21 protein-coding genes are annotated in these 16744 nt (G+C 39.3%); 17 read left to right on the top strand and 4 right to left on the bottom strand.

Annotated elements, in window-relative coordinates:
* Positions 1 to 7: 7 nt before the first annotated feature.
* The 8 genes from cyoE (at position 8) to thrC (ending at position 6567) form a co-directional block, all read left to right on the top strand.
* Positions 8 to 907: a heme o synthase gene (gene cyoE / locus O2942_02570; GenBank protein MDA0781133.1), complete on the top strand. Its 900-nt coding sequence runs from the start codon at positions 8 to 10 to the stop codon at positions 905 to 907.
* A 1-nt stretch (position 908) separates the two neighbouring features.
* Entirely contained in the window at positions 909 to 1064 is a 156-nt protein-coding gene (locus O2942_02565; protein ID MDA0781132.1) for a hypothetical protein, read from the top strand.
* The gene (locus O2942_02560; GenBank protein ID MDA0781131.1) at positions 1033 to 1584 is read left to right on the top strand and encodes a cytochrome c oxidase assembly protein; all 552 of its coding nucleotides are present in this window, start codon (positions 1033 to 1035) and stop codon (positions 1582 to 1584) included. Before O2942_02565 ends, O2942_02560 begins: the two co-directional genes overlap by 32 nt.
* Positions 1585 to 1652: 68 nt before the next feature.
* Entirely contained in the window at positions 1653 to 2483 is an 831-nt protein-coding gene (locus tag O2942_02555) for a cytochrome c oxidase subunit 3 (GenBank protein MDA0781130.1), read from the top strand.
* Between the two features lie 53 nt (positions 2484 to 2536).
* A complete protein-coding gene (locus O2942_02550; GenBank protein MDA0781129.1) occupies positions 2537 to 2905 on the top strand; it encodes a DUF983 domain-containing protein in 369 nt (122 codons plus the stop codon).
* A complete protein-coding gene (locus O2942_02545) occupies positions 2902 to 3603 on the top strand; it encodes an SURF1 family protein (GenBank protein ID MDA0781128.1) in 702 nt (233 codons plus the stop codon). The genes O2942_02550 and O2942_02545 overlap by 4 nt, the downstream gene beginning before the upstream one ends.
* Positions 3604 to 3639: 36 nt before the next feature.
* Entirely contained in the window at positions 3640 to 5130 is a 1491-nt protein-coding gene (locus O2942_02540; protein MDA0781127.1) for a carboxypeptidase M32, read from the top strand.
* 24 nt (positions 5131 to 5154) lie between these two features.
* The gene (gene thrC, locus O2942_02535; GenBank protein ID MDA0781126.1) at positions 5155 to 6567 is read left to right on the top strand and encodes a threonine synthase; all 1413 of its coding nucleotides are present in this window, start codon (positions 5155 to 5157) and stop codon (positions 6565 to 6567) included.
* Positions 6568 to 6573: 6 nt separating this feature from the next.
* Here thrC and O2942_02530 read toward each other — a convergent pair whose 3' ends face one another.
* Entirely contained in the window at positions 6574 to 6861 is a 288-nt protein-coding gene (locus tag O2942_02530) for a hypothetical protein (protein ID MDA0781125.1), read from the bottom strand.
* Positions 6862 to 7025: 164 nt separating this feature from the next.
* Here O2942_02530 and O2942_02525 point away from each other — a divergent pair, with 164 nt between their 5' ends.
* The 8 genes from O2942_02525 to O2942_02490 all read left to right on the top strand — a co-directional run bounded on the left by O2942_02525 (position 7026) and on the right by O2942_02490 (position 14781).
* A complete protein-coding gene (locus tag O2942_02525; protein MDA0781124.1) occupies positions 7026 to 8432 on the top strand; it encodes a deoxyribodipyrimidine photo-lyase in 1407 nt (468 codons plus the stop codon).
* A gap of 125 nt (positions 8433 to 8557) precedes the next feature.
* Positions 8558 to 9754: a methionine adenosyltransferase gene (metK, locus tag O2942_02520; GenBank protein ID MDA0781123.1), complete on the top strand. Its 1197-nt coding sequence runs from the start codon at positions 8558 to 8560 to the stop codon at positions 9752 to 9754.
* A 110-nt stretch (positions 9755 to 9864) separates the two neighbouring features.
* Positions 9865 to 10563 (top strand): tRNA (guanosine(46)-N7)-methyltransferase TrmB, encoded by a 699-nt coding sequence (gene trmB / locus O2942_02515; protein MDA0781122.1) that lies wholly within the window; start codon positions 9865 to 9867, stop codon positions 10561 to 10563.
* 35 nt (positions 10564 to 10598) lie between these two features.
* Positions 10599 to 11135 (top strand): J domain-containing protein, encoded by a 537-nt coding sequence (locus O2942_02510; GenBank protein ID MDA0781121.1) that lies wholly within the window; start codon positions 10599 to 10601, stop codon positions 11133 to 11135.
* 20 nt (positions 11136 to 11155) lie between these two features.
* Positions 11156 to 12121 (top strand): AAA family ATPase, encoded by a 966-nt coding sequence (locus O2942_02505; GenBank protein MDA0781120.1) that lies wholly within the window; start codon positions 11156 to 11158, stop codon positions 12119 to 12121.
* Positions 12122 to 12416: 295 nt separating this feature from the next.
* A complete protein-coding gene (locus O2942_02500; GenBank protein ID MDA0781119.1) occupies positions 12417 to 13244 on the top strand; it encodes a glycerophosphodiester phosphodiesterase in 828 nt (275 codons plus the stop codon).
* Complete coding sequence (gene lipA / locus O2942_02495; GenBank protein ID MDA0781118.1) at positions 13228 to 14124, top strand: lipoyl synthase; 897 nt, start codon at positions 13228 to 13230, stop codon at positions 14122 to 14124. The genes O2942_02500 and lipA overlap by 17 nt, the downstream gene beginning before the upstream one ends.
* Before the next feature lie 96 nt (positions 14125 to 14220).
* Entirely contained in the window at positions 14221 to 14781 is a 561-nt protein-coding gene (locus tag O2942_02490; GenBank protein ID MDA0781117.1) for a hypothetical protein, read from the top strand.
* A 116-nt stretch (positions 14782 to 14897) separates the two neighbouring features.
* On the opposite strand, the gene bfr is transcribed toward O2942_02490, so the two are convergent.
* Together bfr and O2942_02480 are read right to left on the bottom strand one after the other, a co-directional pair.
* Positions 14898 to 15362 (bottom strand): bacterioferritin, encoded by a 465-nt coding sequence (gene bfr, locus O2942_02485; protein MDA0781116.1) that lies wholly within the window; start codon positions 15360 to 15362, stop codon positions 14898 to 14900.
* A 50-nt stretch (positions 15363 to 15412) separates the two neighbouring features.
* Positions 15413 to 15610 (bottom strand): ferredoxin, encoded by a 198-nt coding sequence (locus O2942_02480; protein ID MDA0781115.1) that lies wholly within the window; start codon positions 15608 to 15610, stop codon positions 15413 to 15415.
* Positions 15611 to 15800: 190 nt separating this feature from the next.
* Between O2942_02480 and O2942_02475 the strand changes: the two genes are divergently transcribed.
* Entirely contained in the window at positions 15801 to 16241 is a 441-nt protein-coding gene (locus O2942_02475; protein MDA0781114.1) for a type II toxin-antitoxin system RatA family toxin, read from the top strand.
* Positions 16242 to 16244: 3 nt separating this feature from the next.
* Here the strand turns inward: O2942_02475 and O2942_02470 are convergent, their stop codons facing one another.
* On the bottom strand, positions 16245 to 16733 hold the full coding sequence (locus O2942_02470) for a CinA family protein (GenBank protein ID MDA0781113.1): 489 nt from the start codon (positions 16731 to 16733) through the stop codon (positions 16245 to 16247).
* Between the last annotated feature and the right edge of the window lie 11 nt (positions 16734 to 16744).

Raw genomic sequence — 16744 nt, 5'->3', positions numbered from 1 at the left:
AGTTGATTTGAGTGAAAATATTGATGTAACTATTGATTCTATCGATATTTCAGAATCGAGAATAAAAGATTATATTGCACTGCTAAAACCACGGGTGATGTCACTCGTGGTTTTTACGGGTTTGGTAGGTATATTCCTTGCACCGGGTGAAATACACCAGTTAATAGCTTTTGTTGCCACATTTTGTATTGCCCTTGGCTCGGGTGCTGCCGGTGCTGTTAATATGTGGTATGAAAGAGATGTTGATGCCCTGATGAAAAGGACGAAGAACCGCCCTTTGCCGTCTAAGCGTATGATGCATCAAAGTGCGTTGGAATTTGCCGTTGTCAGTGCTTTTATCAGTGTTTTGCTGATGTCGCTAGCGGTTAATTTTACGGCAGGTTTCTTGCTGTTGCTTGCCATATTGTTTTATGTATTTGTTTATACAATCTGGTTAAAAAGAAGAACACCGCAAAATATAGTAATAGGCGGTGCGGCGGGGGCTTTTCCTCCTATGATAGGCTGGGCTGCGGTTACAGGAGATGTGTCGTTCCAGAGTTTTCTGCTTTTTTTAATTATATTTTTGTGGACACCACCGCATTTTTGGGCATTGGCGTTATATAAAAACGAAGATTATAAAGCGGCGAATATTCCTATGCTGCCTGTGGTTGCCGGAGATTTGGAGACTAGAAAACAGATATATATTTATACGGTAATATTATTTGCCGCAAGTATGTTGCCGATAGCCGCCGGTATGTTTGGAACTATATACCTTTTATCTGCTTTTGCTTTGGGTATATATTTTATGAAACTGGCTAAGGATTTATACGGCGAGTATTCGGAAGAATTAGCGAGAAAAACATTTAAATTTTCGTTGTTGTACCTATCGGTATTGTTTTTATCAATGATAATAGACAGGATTTTATAAGATGCCGCATCACGAAATACATGAAAAGAAAAAAGCGAAAAACTATGCGTTACTGATAGTACTTACGTTGCTGATTGCTACTTTTTTTACTGTTACAATGGTTAAACTACAAATAGCTGCGAAAAATGCAAGAATCGAAAGACAACAACAACAATAATAATAAAACAGCCATAAAGGTCGTAGCGCTTGTTTTGGGCATGTTCTTGTTGGCATTTGCATCATTTCCGATTTACAATCTTTTTTGTAAAATTACCGGTTATGGCGGCACTCCGCTTACATCTGACGAGCTTACCGCATCTAAATTGCAGGTTGGCGGTAGGACGATAAATGTAAGGTTCAATTCCGACATAATGCAGGACATTCCGTGGAAGTTTTCTCCTTTACAAAAGGAGGTTAGCGTAAAAACCGGAGAAAATAAATTAGTTTTTTATACAGCGGAAAATACTTCCGATAGTGCCGTAAAAGGAATGGCCACGTATAACGTAACGCCTGCCAAAGCGTCTGAATATTTTTTTAAAGTGCAGTGTTTCTGTTTTAACGAGCAGACATTGTCGGCACATGAAAAGGTGGAAATGCCGGTTTCATTCTATATTGACCCTGAAATAGAGAACGACCCGTATATGAATGATGTAAAAACTATAACATTATCTTATACGTTTTTTAAGGCTGCAGAATAGTTTATTACTGGATTTTTGAATTAATGTCTGTATAAAGACAAAAAAGTAAAATTAATGTGGAGTTTGTAATGAGTGGAGAACAAAAGCACGATTACCATCTGGTAGACCCTAGTCCATGGCCTTTAATAGGTGCATTTTCAGGTTTATTACTTGCTACGGGGGCTTTGTTTTTTATGCATGGGAAGCCAGCCGGGAATATAATGCTAATAGCAGGTTTTGCGGCTGTAATATTCACTATGTTCGTGTGGTGGAAGGACGTTATAAAAGAGGGTAAAGGCGGGCATCATAAAAATCTTGTACAGCATGGTTTGCGTGTGGGTATGGCGTTGTTCATACTATCTGAGGTAATGTTTTTCTTTGCATTCTTCTGGGCGTTCTTTAAGGCGGCACTGGCTCCTGAATTAGTGTTCGACGGTGCGCATATATTCGAGGAAGGTATAAAAGTTGTTGAAGGCGTTTGGCCTCCGGTGGGAATTGAAACCTTTAATGCGTGGGATTTGCCTTTTATTAACACCCTTGTTCTTCTTCTATCGGGTACTACGGTTACATGGGCGCATTACGCTTTATTACGCAATGACAGAAAAAACCTGATAAGAGCGTTGTTGATAACCGTATTGCTGGGTATATCATTTACATGTTTACAGGCTTACGAATACCATCATGCGGCATTCGGGTTTAAAGACGGCATTTATTCTTCAAACTTCTACATGGCTACGGGATTCCACGGTGCACACGTGCTTATAGGGACTATCTTTTTGGCTATATGTCTGATACGTGCCTTAAAAGGTGATATGAGTCCTAAGCACCATCTTGGTTTTGAGTTTGCGGCTTGGTATTGGCATTTCGTAGATGTTGTGTGGTTGTTCCTGTTCGCCTTCGTATATGTTTGGGGTAGTTAGTAATTATTTCAGGCTGAATTTTTGTTTAAAACAGGTATCGGGAGTGTTTTTCTTTGAAGAAGCCTGTATCAATATACAAAATATCATTTTTTCATAAATGTCCGTCTTGTGGAAAGGGGGGCATTTATGGTTCTTTATTAAAAGTAAAGGACGAGTGTGAAGTTTGCGGCTTTGCGTTAAAAGAGCATGACGCAGGTGACGGTCCGGCATTTTTTGCGATGTTTATTGTAGGGGCGGTCGTAACATGTTTGGCGGTTTTAGTTGAATTTATGTACCCTATGCATATATTGCTGCATATGATATTATGGACACCCGTAACAATTATTATGTCTATATATCTTTTGAAAGTAATGAAATCTTTTTTAATAGCAGCTCAGTATAAACATAATGTTCTTGGGTTTGCTAAAAAGGAAAAAAAATGAAGTTCAAACCAAAGCCTATTCCAACATTGATGACTATTGCCGGATTGGTGCTGTTATTATCACTTGGCAGTTGGCAAATGAGCAGGCTTCAGTGGAAGCGGACTCTTGTCAAAGAGATTAATGAAGGGGCTGCTTTGCCTGCCGTAGAGCTGCTCTCAGATAGAAATGAAATAGAAAAATTTAAATACCGCCGTGTAAAGGTTAGAGGCGAATTTTTGCATGATAAGGAAGTGCATTTGTTCGTGGGGCCTAAGGCTGAAAGAGGAAGACCCGGGTACGATATACTTACGCCTCTGAAAATTGAAGAAGGCAATTATGTCCTTGTCGATAGGGGGTGGGTAAATTCCGATATAAAATCACCGGAGAAAAGACCTGAAACCTTAGAAGAAGGCATGGTGGAAATAGAAGGGATTATCCATGCCGGAGAAACGCCGGGGCGGTTTACTCCTGAAAATGATGTTGCAAAAAACCTATGGTTTTGGATAGATTTAGATGAAATTGAAAATTACGCTGGCATTAATCTACAAAATTTCTATGTTAGAGCGTTGAAAAAAGATAAAAAAAATATATACCCAATAGCCTCAGATGAGTTTATAAAAGTAAGGAACGACCATCTGCAATATGCGGTAACATGGTATTCTCTGGCAATTATATTGCTGGTGATTTATTTTCTTTATAGCAGAAAAGCCGAAAAATAGTTTGTGATACGGATGCGATAACAATAATGGTAAAATATGGATAATTACAAAACTTTAGAAAAGATTTTTAAAAAATTAAACGATATTGAGCAGGCAAGTGCGGTGCTGCATTGGGATATGGCTACAAAGATGCCTGCCGGTGGTGCTGAGGCAAGAGCCGAGCAGTTGGCAACCTTAGGCGATATTCATCATGCTATCCTGACAGATGACGGAGTGGGTGATTTATTAGAAAGTGCCGGAATTAACGGACGCAAGTTAAATGACTGGCAAAAAGCCAATTTAAATGAAATGAAAAGAGCTTGGAACCATAACGCTTCCGTTCCTGCAAAGCTAATAAGCGAGCTTACAAGGGAAGGTGCTAAGTGTGAGATAGTCTGGCGTGAGGCAAGGTCAAATAATGATTTCAAGAAATTATTACCGCATTTGAAAAAAGTTGTTTCTTTAGTCAGGGAAATTGCAAAATTAAAAGGTGAGGCTTTTGGCTGTTCGCCATATGATGCTTTACTTGACAGGTACGACCCTGATAGAAAATCCAAACAGTTAGATAAGGTCTTTGATAATCTGAAAGAGTTTTTACCTGATTTTATAAGTCAGGTGGTAGAAAAGCAAAAGTCTGAAAAAGTTACCCAAATAAAAGGGCCTTTCGATATAGAAAAGCAGAAAATGATAGCTTCTAAAATGCTTGAGGTTATAGGATTTGATAGGGATTACGGCAGACTTGACGAGAGTTTGCATCCGTTTTGCGGTGGGTATCCGACCGATATAAGGATAACAACCAGATATGACAAAGACGATTTTATACCGTCCTTAATGGGGGTTGTTCATGAAGCCGGACATGCTATGTATGAAGAAGGTCTGCCTAAAAAATGGCTTAATCAGCCTGTAGGCAAGGCAAGGGGTATGAGCATACATGAAAGCCAGTCTTTGTTGATAGAGATGCAGGCATGTAGAAGCCGTGAGTTCATCAATTTCGTATCCGGAGTGCTTAAAAAAGAGTTTAACTCAAAGTCAAAAAGCCTTAACCCTGATAATTTGTACCATATTTATAATAAAGTTGAGCCTTCACTTATAAGGGTAGATGCTGATGAGGTTACATATCCTGCCCATATTATTTTAAGATATTATATTGAAAAATATATAATTTCGGGAGATATGGAAGTTGAAGACCTGCCTGAGGCGTGGAATCAGGGAATGAAGAAGTTCCTCGGAATAAAGGTTAAAGACGATAAAGATGGCTGTATGCAGGATATCCACTGGATGGACGGTGCTTTCGGATATTTCCCTACATATACGTTAGGTGCTATTTATGCCTCCCAGTTATTTGATGCGGCAAACCATAATAACAACGATATTATGCCTTCTATAGGTAAAGGGGACTTCAAGCCGTTAAAAGAATGGTTAAATAAGAACGTGCATGAAAAAGGCTCTAAAATGTCATCTGACGAGATAGTCAAGGGTGCTACCGGAAGCGAACTTGATGTTGAGGTCTATAAGAACCATTTGAAAAAAAGATATCTGGAAGGATAGTCGGGCTTAGAGAAAAAACTAGCTATGAAATATATAAGTACAAGGGGGAAAGCTCCTGTTTTAAGTTTTGAAGATGTTGTAATAGCAGGGCTGGCAAGTGACGGCGGGCTATATGTTCCTGAGTCCGTCCCAACCTTCGGCAAAGATGAAATAGCTTCTTTTAAGGGGCTTTCATATGAAGAGCTGATGCTCAAAATAATAACTCCTTTTATCGAAGATGAAATACCGCAAAGTATTTTGCAAGATATAATAAAAGAAAGCTATTTGCAGTTTCGTGATGCCGATATAGCTCCTGTTAAAAAAATAGCCGAAAACGAATATTTGTTAGAATTGTTCCATGGTCCTACAATGGCTTTCAAGGATTTTGCCCTGCAATTTTTGGGCAGGATATTTGATTATATACTTACAAAACGTAATCAGGACGTGGTTATAGTCGGTGCTACCTCAGGTGATACGGGTTCTGCGGCTATTGAGGGGTGTAGGCACAGCAAGCATGTGCAGATATATATAATGCATCCTCATAACAGGGTGTCTGATGTACAAAGAAAGCAGATGACAACCGTTCTGGCGGATAATGTGTATAATATAGCTTTAGAAGGAAATTTTGACGATTGTCAGCATATCGTAAAAGAATTATTTGCCGATCAGGGCTTTTTGAGCGGTCAGGCACTTGTTGCGGTTAATTCAATCAACTGGTGCCGTATAATGGCACAGATAGTTTATTATTTTTATGCAGGCTTAAAACTAGGCTCGCCTGAAAAAGAAATGATATTTTCAGTGCCGACAGGTAATTTCGGGGATATTTTTGCAGGATTTTTAGCCAAAAAAATGGGTCTGCCGATAAAACAGCTTATTGTTGCGACCAATAAAAATGATATTTTACACCGTTTCTTTGAAAGTAATGATTATAGCCGTGGCGGTCTGGAAAAAACCCTGTCACCGAGTATGGATATTCAGGTTTCAAGCAATTTTGAAAGATATCTTTTCTATCTGTACAATCAGGACGCACAAAGGATAGATGAAATAATGAAACGCTTTAAAGCAGGCGAGGGGATATCCGTTGAGGTTGACAAACTCGCTGAAGCAAAAAAATTATTTAGCAGTCTGAGCATCGATGATGATGCGACGTGCCAAACCATTAGACAGGTATTTGACGAATCGGGCGAGATAATCGACCCACATACCGCAACCGGGGTTAGGGCTGCCCGTGACAAAGCTGTTAAGGGGAGTAATCCTATTATAACAATTGCTACGGCACACCCTGCCAAGTTTCCTGAAGCAATTGAAAAATCAGGAGTTGATGAAGCTAAACTGCCCGAATGTCTATACGGCTTAATGGCTGCCGAAGAACGCTATGAAGTGCTTGCTAATGATATAGATACGGTAAAAGAATTTATAGTAAGCGGCAAAAAATGTAATGAACAAACAGGTGCTTAAACGCCATTATCTTGATATTTCGCTGTTTGAGCCTGAACTGGAGCTTCTAAATAAATCGGATAATCTTTTTTCTATTTGTCGAACTTCCTTTGCGTGTATTTCAACTTTCGTTAAAGGAGCTTCACTGTCCGCTTCATAGCCGCTATCGATTCCTGTGTCGTGATATGGTTTAGAAGGTCTCTCTCTGACATAATCGGATTTGCATTCTACACTTGAAGAATCACTATTGTCCGACACATTAATCACTGCCGCCGGTTTTTTGCCATCACTAATTTTTGAACACCAGATTCCCATAATTACCTCGCTTTTTCGTTAGGCATTTTACTATAAATACGGTTATTATTCAAACTAATTATTAATAAATTAACACTTGGTCGGTTCATTAAAATGTTTTAAGTTAAATTTTTTGAAAAAAAGTATAGGCTGGCATTTGTAAATATTAATTACAATGAAATAATATGACTGATTTAATTATACACCGGTTCAGGCAAGACCTGAGGATATCAGATAATCCCTCCCTTTATGAGGCTGCAAAAAAAGGTCGGGTGCTGCCGATATATATATTTGATGATTCTACGAAAAATCTAAGGCAAATGGGAGAGTCTAGTCTGGTATGGTTGCATTATGCCCTGCATGACCTTAATAAAAAACTTGGCGGAAACCTTAAGATATTTAAAGGAGAGCCTGCCAAAATATTGTCTGACATTATAAATAAATCGCAAGCTAAAGCAGTCTATTGGAATAGATGTTATGAGCCTTGGGCAATTGTCGGAGATAAAAATATAAAGGAAAAATTAAAAAATGACGGAATAGAGGTGGAGTCTTTTAACGGTAGTTTGTTACTGGAGCCTTGGGAAGCTTTAAAAGATGACGGAAGCCCATATAGGGTATTTACCCCGTTTTACAAAAAGAACTATCAATTAAAAGAGTTCCCTGAGCCTTTAAAAGAGCCTGAAAAATTAAATGTCTATACAAAAAATATAGGTGAAACAGATATTAATTCGTTAAAGTTGCTTCCTGAAATTAAATGGCATGATGAGTTGCTTAAAAAATGGGATATCAGCGAAGACGGTGCTAAAGAAAGGTTATTTGCGTTTTTAGATGACGGGATAAAGGACTATAAAAAAGGCAGGAACTTTCCGGCTCAAAATAATAATTCCCGACTATCGCCATATTTACATTTCGGTCAGATATCGCCAAGGCAGATATGGAATTCCGTACTTTTTTATGAGCAGAATGAAAATACCGAGAATTTTTGCGTTGAACTTGCATGGAGAGAGTTTTCTTATAATTTGTTGTATTATTATCCTGACTTGCCGTGGGATAACCTACAAAAAAAATTCGATAAATTCCCGTGGAAAAAAAATGACGGCTTTTTAAAGAAGTGGCAAAAAGGAATGACGGGATACCCGATAGTAGATGCGGGTATGAGGGAGTTGTGGCAAACGGGGTTCATGCATAACAGGATAAGAATGGTAGTTGCGTCGTTTTTGGTTAAAAACCTGCTTATAGATTGGCGTGAGGGAGAAAAATGGTTTTGGGACTGCCTTTTCGATGCCGACCTTGCCAATAATGCTGCAGGCTGGCAATGGGTTGCCGGTTGCGGTGCGGACGCTGCACCATATTTTAGGGTTTTTAACCCCATAAATCAGGGAGAGCGTTTTGACGCAAGCGGGCAGTACACAAGAAAATACGTTCCCGAACTGGCAAAATTACCCGATAAATATCTTTTTAAACCGTGGGAAGCACCGCAGGATATACTGGACAAAGCAAAAATAGAGCTTGGTAAGACTTATCCATACCCTATTATAGATGCTGCAAAGACGAGAAAAGAAGCCCTTGGGGCATATGAAAAGATAAAATAGAAAGCAATATGAGCGTTTGATAAATAATTTACAAAATTATCTTGCCAGTGCTTGCAAAATACTTTACTTCAGATAATCTCGTAAACTTAAAGTTTTTTATAGGTGAATTAAAAATGAGTAGTTTGATGTCCATTAGAATTGATGAAGAAAAAGGCACTAAGAAGGAGGAATATCTGTTTACAAGTGAATCAGTGTCAGAAGGACATCCTGATAAGGTATGTGACCAGATATCCGACGCTATAGTTGATGAGTATCTGGGAAAGTACGGCGAGTCAAGGGTTGCCGTTGAAACTCTTGTTACAACAAATAAAATAGTTCTTGCAGGCGAGGTGAGATGTCCTGTGGAAGTATCCCATGAACGCCTTGAAGAAGTTGCAAGAGGAGTGGTAAAGGATATCGGCTACGAACAGGAAGGTTTTCACTGGAGGAATGCCGATATAGATATTTATATACATGAGCAGTCGGCAGATATAGCACAAGGTGTCGATGCAGGCGGCAATAAAGATGAAGGTGCGGGCGATCAGGGGCTTATGTTCGGCTATGCATGTGATGAAACAGATGTGTTTATGCCGGCTCCGATTCATTATTCACACAGGATTTTGAAAGCACTTGCCGATGCAAGGCATTCGGGTGAGGCAAAGGGGTTAGGACCTGACGCAAAATCGCAGGTTACCTATGGTTATGAAGGCGGCATTCCAACTCGTGTTGATGCGGTGTTGGTTTCAACCCAGCATGAAGAAGGCGTGTCACAGGAAGAAGTGCGTGAGATAGTAAGGAAATATGTGACTAAAGCATTGCCTGAAGGTATGTTCACCGATAAAACAAGATTCCTGACCAATCCAACGGGTAAGTTCGTAATAGGTGGGCCTGACGGTGACTGCGGTTTAACGGGACGTAAGATAATTGTTGATACTTATGGCGGAGCAGCCCCGCATGGTGGCGGTGCGTTCTCAGGAAAAGACCCTACAAAAGTTGACCGATCTGCCGCCTATATGGCAAGATATCTTGCCAAGAATGTTGTGGCTTCGGGTTGTGCTAATCAATGTGATATACAGATAGCTTATGCTATAGGTGTTTCTGAGCCTGTTTCATTTTATGTTAATACGTTCGGTAACAACCATGTAGATAACAAAAAGTTAGAGTCCAGAATTAAAGAACTTGTAAGGCTTACGCCGCGTGGTATTCGTGAGCATTTAGGTCTGAATAAACCTATATACCGCAAAACGGCAGCTTATGGGCATTTTGGTCGCACTCCGTCTGATGACGGTAGTTTCCCTTGGGAAAAAACGGATTTAATCGATGATTTGAAGGATTTGTTGTAATATATTTTGTCATGCTCGGTGTGCCGAACTTATTGCAGCACATTACTTCTTTAAAAAAGATTCCGAGTAAGTTTCAAAAATGACATAAAGTATAATAGGTTCTTATTGCTATGATACCCGACAAGCGAAATAACAAGCCTGCTATGAGTGATGAACTTATGAGGTCGTTCGGTCGTGTACAGGGGCGTAAATTGGGCAGGGAACAACAATGGTTTGTCGATAATATCTTACCTGAAGTTTCAGTTAGTGTTGATAATGAAATAAATCTTCCTTCGATATTCAGTAATCAATATAAAGAGTTCTGTATTGAAATCGGCTTCGGCAAAGGGGAGCATCTTGTCGGCTATGCTAAAAATAATCCTCAAATCGGTTTTATCGGGTGCGAGCCTTTTATCAATGGTGTAGCAAGGTTGCTAAAATATATTCACGAAGAGAAAACGCAAAATATCAAGGTGTTGCATGGCGATGCAAGATTGCTGCTTGAAAAGCTGGGGGCAGGTTCTGTTGATAAGATATTCGTACTTTTCCCCGACCCATGGCCAAAGGTCAGGCATCACAAAAAACGTATCATTAATCAGGATATGCTTGGTCTTATATCAGGTGTTCTGAAAAAAGACGGTATCTTAGAAGTTGCAACCGACCATGTTGAATACGGGCAGTGGATTTTTGAACATCTTGAGGCTTTTGAAGGCTTGAAAAAAATAAGCGTTAGTAACGATCCGCCAAGTGACTGGGTACGCACTAATTATCAGGCAAAAGCAGAAAAACAGGGCAGGGGAGCTAAGTTCTTACGATATATGAATATATAGTTGAAAAATAACCGTAAAAGCGTCATAATGTTAATATGAAGGCTAGAAAAGTACCATTTGAATTAGAAGATAAAAAAGACGGCTGCTGCTTTAAGGGCTGTAGTGCCGGCGGTGATTATCCTGCACCTAAATCCCCTTATAATTCAAAGGAAAGATATCACTTCTGTTTGGATCACGTGAAGATATATAATAAGTCATGGGATTTTTTCTCCGGTATGGAACAAGATGAGATAGAGGGATTTTATATCGATAGTGTAACGGGACACAGGAGAACATTCAAGCGTGACGCTACTTTCCGTAACTTTTCCGAAGATGAGCTTAGGGAAAAGGTTTATAGGGAATTTAATTTTACGGGTGCTAAAAGAGAGAGGTTAAAGGATATTCCGGACTCTCAGATGAAATATATGAAGGTATTCGGTCTTACCCTTCCTGTTACTATGCGGCAAATAAAAAATAAATATAAAGAACTTGCCAAAAAATACCATCCTGATGTAAACGGTAAAGGTAATGAGGACAAATTTAAAGAAGTGACGGAAGCATATAACTACCTTAAAAATTGCGGTATCAAATAAAATTTTACAAGGAAAAATTCATGAGCGTTTCAGAACAAACGGATAAGCCTGATATAAAACTATCGGTAAAAAAGACCTTTGGTATTGATGTAGATATGGAAGTTGCGGCTTTTTCTAAAAGAACGGAGTTCGTTCCGGATATTGACGAGGCTTATTGTTTTGATAAAGATACAACGCTTAGTATCCTTGCCGGCTTCGTACATAACCGCAGGGTTATGGTGCAGGGGTTTCACGGTACGGGAAAATCAAGCCATATTGAACAGATTGCTGCCCGTCTTAACTGGCCTTGTATGCGTATTAATCTGGACGGTAATATAAGTAGGATAGACCTTATAGGTCGTGATGTTATTATTATCGAGGACGGCAAGCAGGTTACAAAATTCAATGACGGAATAATACCGTGGAGCCTTAAAAGACCTGTAGCACTGGTTTTTGATGAATATGACGCTGCCCGTCCCGATGTAATGTTCGTATTGCAACGTCTGCTTGAGGCGGACGGGAAATTCACCTTGCTTGATAAGAATGAAGTTATAAGACCACACCCTTACTTTAGGATATTTGCCACCGCCAACACTGTCGGGTTAGGCGATGTAACGGGGCTTTATCATGGTGTGCAGCCTATTAATCAGGGACAGATGGACAGGTGGAACATAGTTGCCACGTTGAATTATCTTTCAAAAGCCAAAGAGCTTGAGATATTATTTGCGAAAGCCCCTAAGCTCAAAAAAGATAAGAAAAAAGCCGATGCAATGGTCACTATGGCAGATTTGACCCGTGAGGGGTTCAAGTCCGGCGACCTTTCAACGGTAATGTCGCCAAGAACGGTAATCACATGGGCAGAAAATTATGAAATATTCGGCGACCTTGAAAAATCTTTCTGCCTGACATTTTTCAATAAATGTGATGAGTCCGAAAAATTTATAATCTCGGAATATTATCAAAGATGCTTTGGTGTGGAGTTGATAAAGTCTAATGTAGCTGCTTGATAAATTATAGAAACCTCTGCAAAATAGTGTAAAGTTCAACTCTTAGTCCCTTCTCCCTTTGCCAGAAGGCTAGGAAGAGGGAGGGGTGTTTCAACAAAAACATTAGTTTGTAGTTAAAGCATATGTTGAAAAAATCCCTCACCCCACCCCTCTCCCTTAGGGAGAGGGAGTTTTTACGCCATTTTACAGGAATGACAAAGATTATAAAATTCAAGCATGTCAAAATCTATCTATATCGAACACTTCCGCAATGTCTTATTTTGACAAAAGTTAACATATGTGATAACGGGTTATTATGAAACATTTGCAGAAGTTATTACAAAACGGCAGTAAAATAATTTGGCACAAGACTAACAGCGTGCAAATGATGCTTGAAGCCGTGAAACTTGAAAGATACGGAGTCAGCGGTGTTGAGTTTGATGTTGTAGGCACTTCCGATTCAGTTCCGTTTTTGATGCACGACAAAGTTCTTACCAAAGATTTAATGAGTGACGGCGAGTATAAAAAACGTAAAAGCTATAGCTATATAGAAGTCGGGGCTATTAGTGCCGAAGAATTAAGGGAAAAAAGACCGGACATAGATAGTTTAAGAGAGGGGCTGGAGGCTGTTAAATCTTCGGGTTTTTCACCGGCTTTTGAGTTCCATCTAGAGATAAAAAGTCCTGATAATAAATTGGTCGATAATATATTACATATGCTTGCCGATTATCCTAAAATAGACAGTCAAACCGCTATAAGGTCGTTTCAGGAATCGGTTTTGCAACATGCGAAAAAACAACAGCCGGAAAGGCAATATTGCCTTTTGCTTGAGGGGAAAAAAAGGGTCAACCTCAAAAAAGACTTCATAACAACAGGTAAAACAGTGGTGAAAAAGCTCCCTGATATTAATGGAATTGAAGAAATTTGCGGTTTTAAGCCCGATCAGGTTTCCGTCCATAGAAAAATATTAACACCTGATTTTATTGAAAATATGCAAGAAAATGGAATTGATGTTGAGATTTATACGTTAAATGATATAAAAGAGCTGAAAAGCCTAGAAAATGTTGATAGGATAACAACGGACGTTCCGTTAGAGATACATAAATATATAAATAAAGCAAAACCCGATGAAAGATGCAAATAACAGCTTGAAAAAGCCTGACTGGATAAAGGTAAAAGCACCTCAGTCACAAGGCTTCAAGGATACTTACGAGCTGGCAAGAAACCTGAAATTAAATACTGTTTGTGAGGAGGCAGCCTGCCCTAATATCGGTGAGTGCTGGGAAAAAAAACACGCCACTTTTATGATATTAGGCTCGGTATGCACAAGGGCATGTGCTTTTTGTAACATAAAAACCGGCAGACCTGACCTGCTTGATCCGCATGAGCCTGAAAATTTGGCAACGGCTATAGCCCAACTGCAATTGGAGCATGCCGTAATAACGTCCGTTGACAGAGATGACCTGCCCGATGGAGGAGCGGAACATTTTGCACAGTGCATAAAGGCAATCCGCAAAGCTTCGCCAAATACTACTATTGAGATACTTACACCTGATTTCCAGAATAAAAAAGGTGCGTTAGAGGTTGTAGTTGCCGCAAAACCAGATGTGTTTAACCATAATGTTGAGACCGTTCCCGGCCTGTATGCAAGGGTGCGACCGGGTGCAAAATATTTCGGTTCATTGAAATTACTCAGCCGTGTTAAGGAGCTTGACCCTTCCATGTTCACTAAATCCGGTATAATGGTCGGATTGGGTGAGAAAAAGCAAGAAGTTGTTCAGGTTATGGACGATTTTAGGGCGGCAGAGGTGGACTTCATGACAATCGGACAATATTTACAACCTACACCTAAACATGCGGTTATAGACAGGTTCGTAACGCCTGATGAATTTAAATATTATGAACGTCTTGGTCGGGCTAAGGGATTTTTGATGATATCATCTTCTCCGCTGACACGCTCTTCTTACCATGCCGGTGATGACTTTGCTAAACTAAGGGAAGCAAGGCATAGGCAATTACAGTAATAAACCTATTCTGCCTGAGTAAATAATTTTACTTAAATGTCATATTATGATAAACGGATTGCCCTCAATTTAAATGTTAATAAATTAAGGCTTTCCATGACGAAAAATACAGAATTCCGCAAGCTTGTATCAGGTGTTTACGAATCTGACGGAGCAACCAAAATATATGAATTGATGTCCGGCAAGCAAGGACGGCAATTAATGAACCGCCCTCTTGTTGAATTGGTAAAAGAGGCAGGTATAACTTCGCAAAATTTTGCCGACGCAATCGACTATGAAAAAAAATCAATAGATAGATACTTCAAATATTATAAAAACGGCAATGATAAAGATAACTTTGAGTTTCGTCAGTCCACACTGAACTCAAAAAGGATGTTAAATGCTGCAAAAAATGCAGTAATCGGTGAAGATAATAATTTCAAACTTGGTGATGCTGAAGGGATAACACCACTTGCGACACCTGTAATATGCAGGATAATTAATCATTCAAGGTTAGACTCCGGTATAGTTGCTGATGATACTATCTCGGAATTTAGCAGGTATGAAAGCCCGGAAATCTTCAAAAAAGAGCTGGAAGTGCTGGGGAAATGGACAAAAAACGCAATAGATAGCGGACTAACAAAAGGGCATCATTTAGATGATATTTTGTTACGGTAATTTCTTCTTATCCTTCACGTGCCGTAAAGTTTTAAGTCAGCGAATATATCTTTTGCATGAGTGTAATCTAAGTGAATTTACACGTTAGAAAATACTATAAAAGTACGGCTTATTTTTTAGACTTGCGATTGCAGATAATTTTCAATGCCTATATTTTCTATAACCGATAATTGCTGTCTTAGCCAGTCTTGATGTTCTTCTTCAGATGCAAGGATATCTTCGAGTAAATTAACCGTAACCCTGTCGCCTGCGTCATCTGCTACGCCGATAGCTTGTTTAAGGTCTGCAATTGCTTTGTCTTCTAACTTTAAGTCGCATTCAAGCATTTCTTTTGGTGTTTCGCCTATCATCAATTTTCCCAAATCCTGCAAATTGGGAAGTCCTTCTAAGAATAATATACGTTGAATTATAACGTCAGAGTGCTTCATTTCGTCAATGGACTCTGCTTTTACCTTTGCACATAAAGAATGAAACCCCTTATGCTCTAATATTCTTGCATGTAGAAAATATTGATTAATGGCAGTTAGTTCGTTTTTTAAAATGATATTTAGCTGAGATATTACCGCTTTATCGGACATAATTTCGTACTCGTTTATTTATAATGTTAGTCCAACATAGCAATTAACGGAAATTATGCAATACTCGGATTGTTAATATTTTCGTCCATAATTGAACCGAGCATAAAACTATCAATGTAATCAAGGCACTGACCGCATTCAACCTTGCAACCCGCCTCTTTAATTACAGACTCGCCGTCTTTAGGGCATTTGGTTTTGCAAAGCCTTTTTAAATCTTTTTCTTTTAGGGCGTTACATATACATATATACATATTATAACCTACATTAATTGATAGTGATTATTATTATAGCTCGCATTACACTTTATGTCAATGAGAATCATTATCTCCTTCGCCCGAGGGGAGCAAAAAAGTGTATATATCCTGATATTTTAATTCAAAATCGAATTAAAATAATGTAGAAATAACTACTTAAGTTAAAGAACTGATAGGTCTGCATTTTATGCCTACGCATTATATTGAGAAAATATTACCTTATACGCCAAAGCAATTATTTGATTTGGTGGCGGATATTGAAAGCTATCCCAAATTCATACCTTGGTGTGAAAACGCAAGGATATATGAACGTGATGGCGATGCCGTTCTTGCCGATCTGGTGATACGTTTCAGGGGTGTTACGGGGAAATATACTTCACGTGTATTGATTGATGAAACAGAAAAGGAAATTTCCGTAGAGCTGGCACAAGGACCTTTTCATCATTTATATCAGGGGTGGAAGTTCATAAAAGTCCCTGAAGGTACAAGGGTGGAGTTCGACATTGACTTTAAGATACGTAATTTTTTCTTAGAAAAAATAGCCGATATGATGTTCGATGAGGCGTGTAAGAAAATGATGGACGCATTTACAAAACGTGCCGACCAGTTGTGTAAAGAGAAGGCTTAAATGCTAATCTATTCTTTTTAGTATCATTTCTAAAGCGGTAAAAACCGCTTTTTCCCTTATGGAATTACGGCTGCCTGAAAAGCTGTGTAATTCATAAACTGTTTCATGCCCCTGATATGCAGTTGCTATATAGACCGTTCCGACCGGAGTTCGCCTCGTGCCTCCGTCCGGACCTGCAACACCTGTTATTGAAACGGAAATATCCGCCCTCGACATAAGTAAAGCACCCTCTGCCATAGCGATGGCAGTCTGAAAACTTACCGCACCGAAATCTTCTATATAATAAGTAGGCACGGTCAGGAGTTCTACTTTTGATTCATTAGAATAAGTAACATAACCTCTTTCGAAAACTTCCGATGAGTTGGGGATTTCGGTTAGTGCCGCCGATAATAGACCGCCTGTGCATGATTCTGCGGTAGCAAGCCTGTATTCCCGTTTCCTTAGGGTTTTGAGAACCTCGTGTGCTTTTCCCGTTATCTCAGATGAAAACATATCCCTTCCTG

This window comes from Pseudomonadota bacterium (assembly GCA_027620075.1).
Classification (GTDB): Bacteria; Pseudomonadota; Alphaproteobacteria; order Rickettsiales; family UBA6187; genus 1-14-0-20-39-49.
The sequence above is the reverse complement of the archived record's forward strand: the minus strand, read 5'-3'. Positions and strand labels throughout refer to the sequence as shown.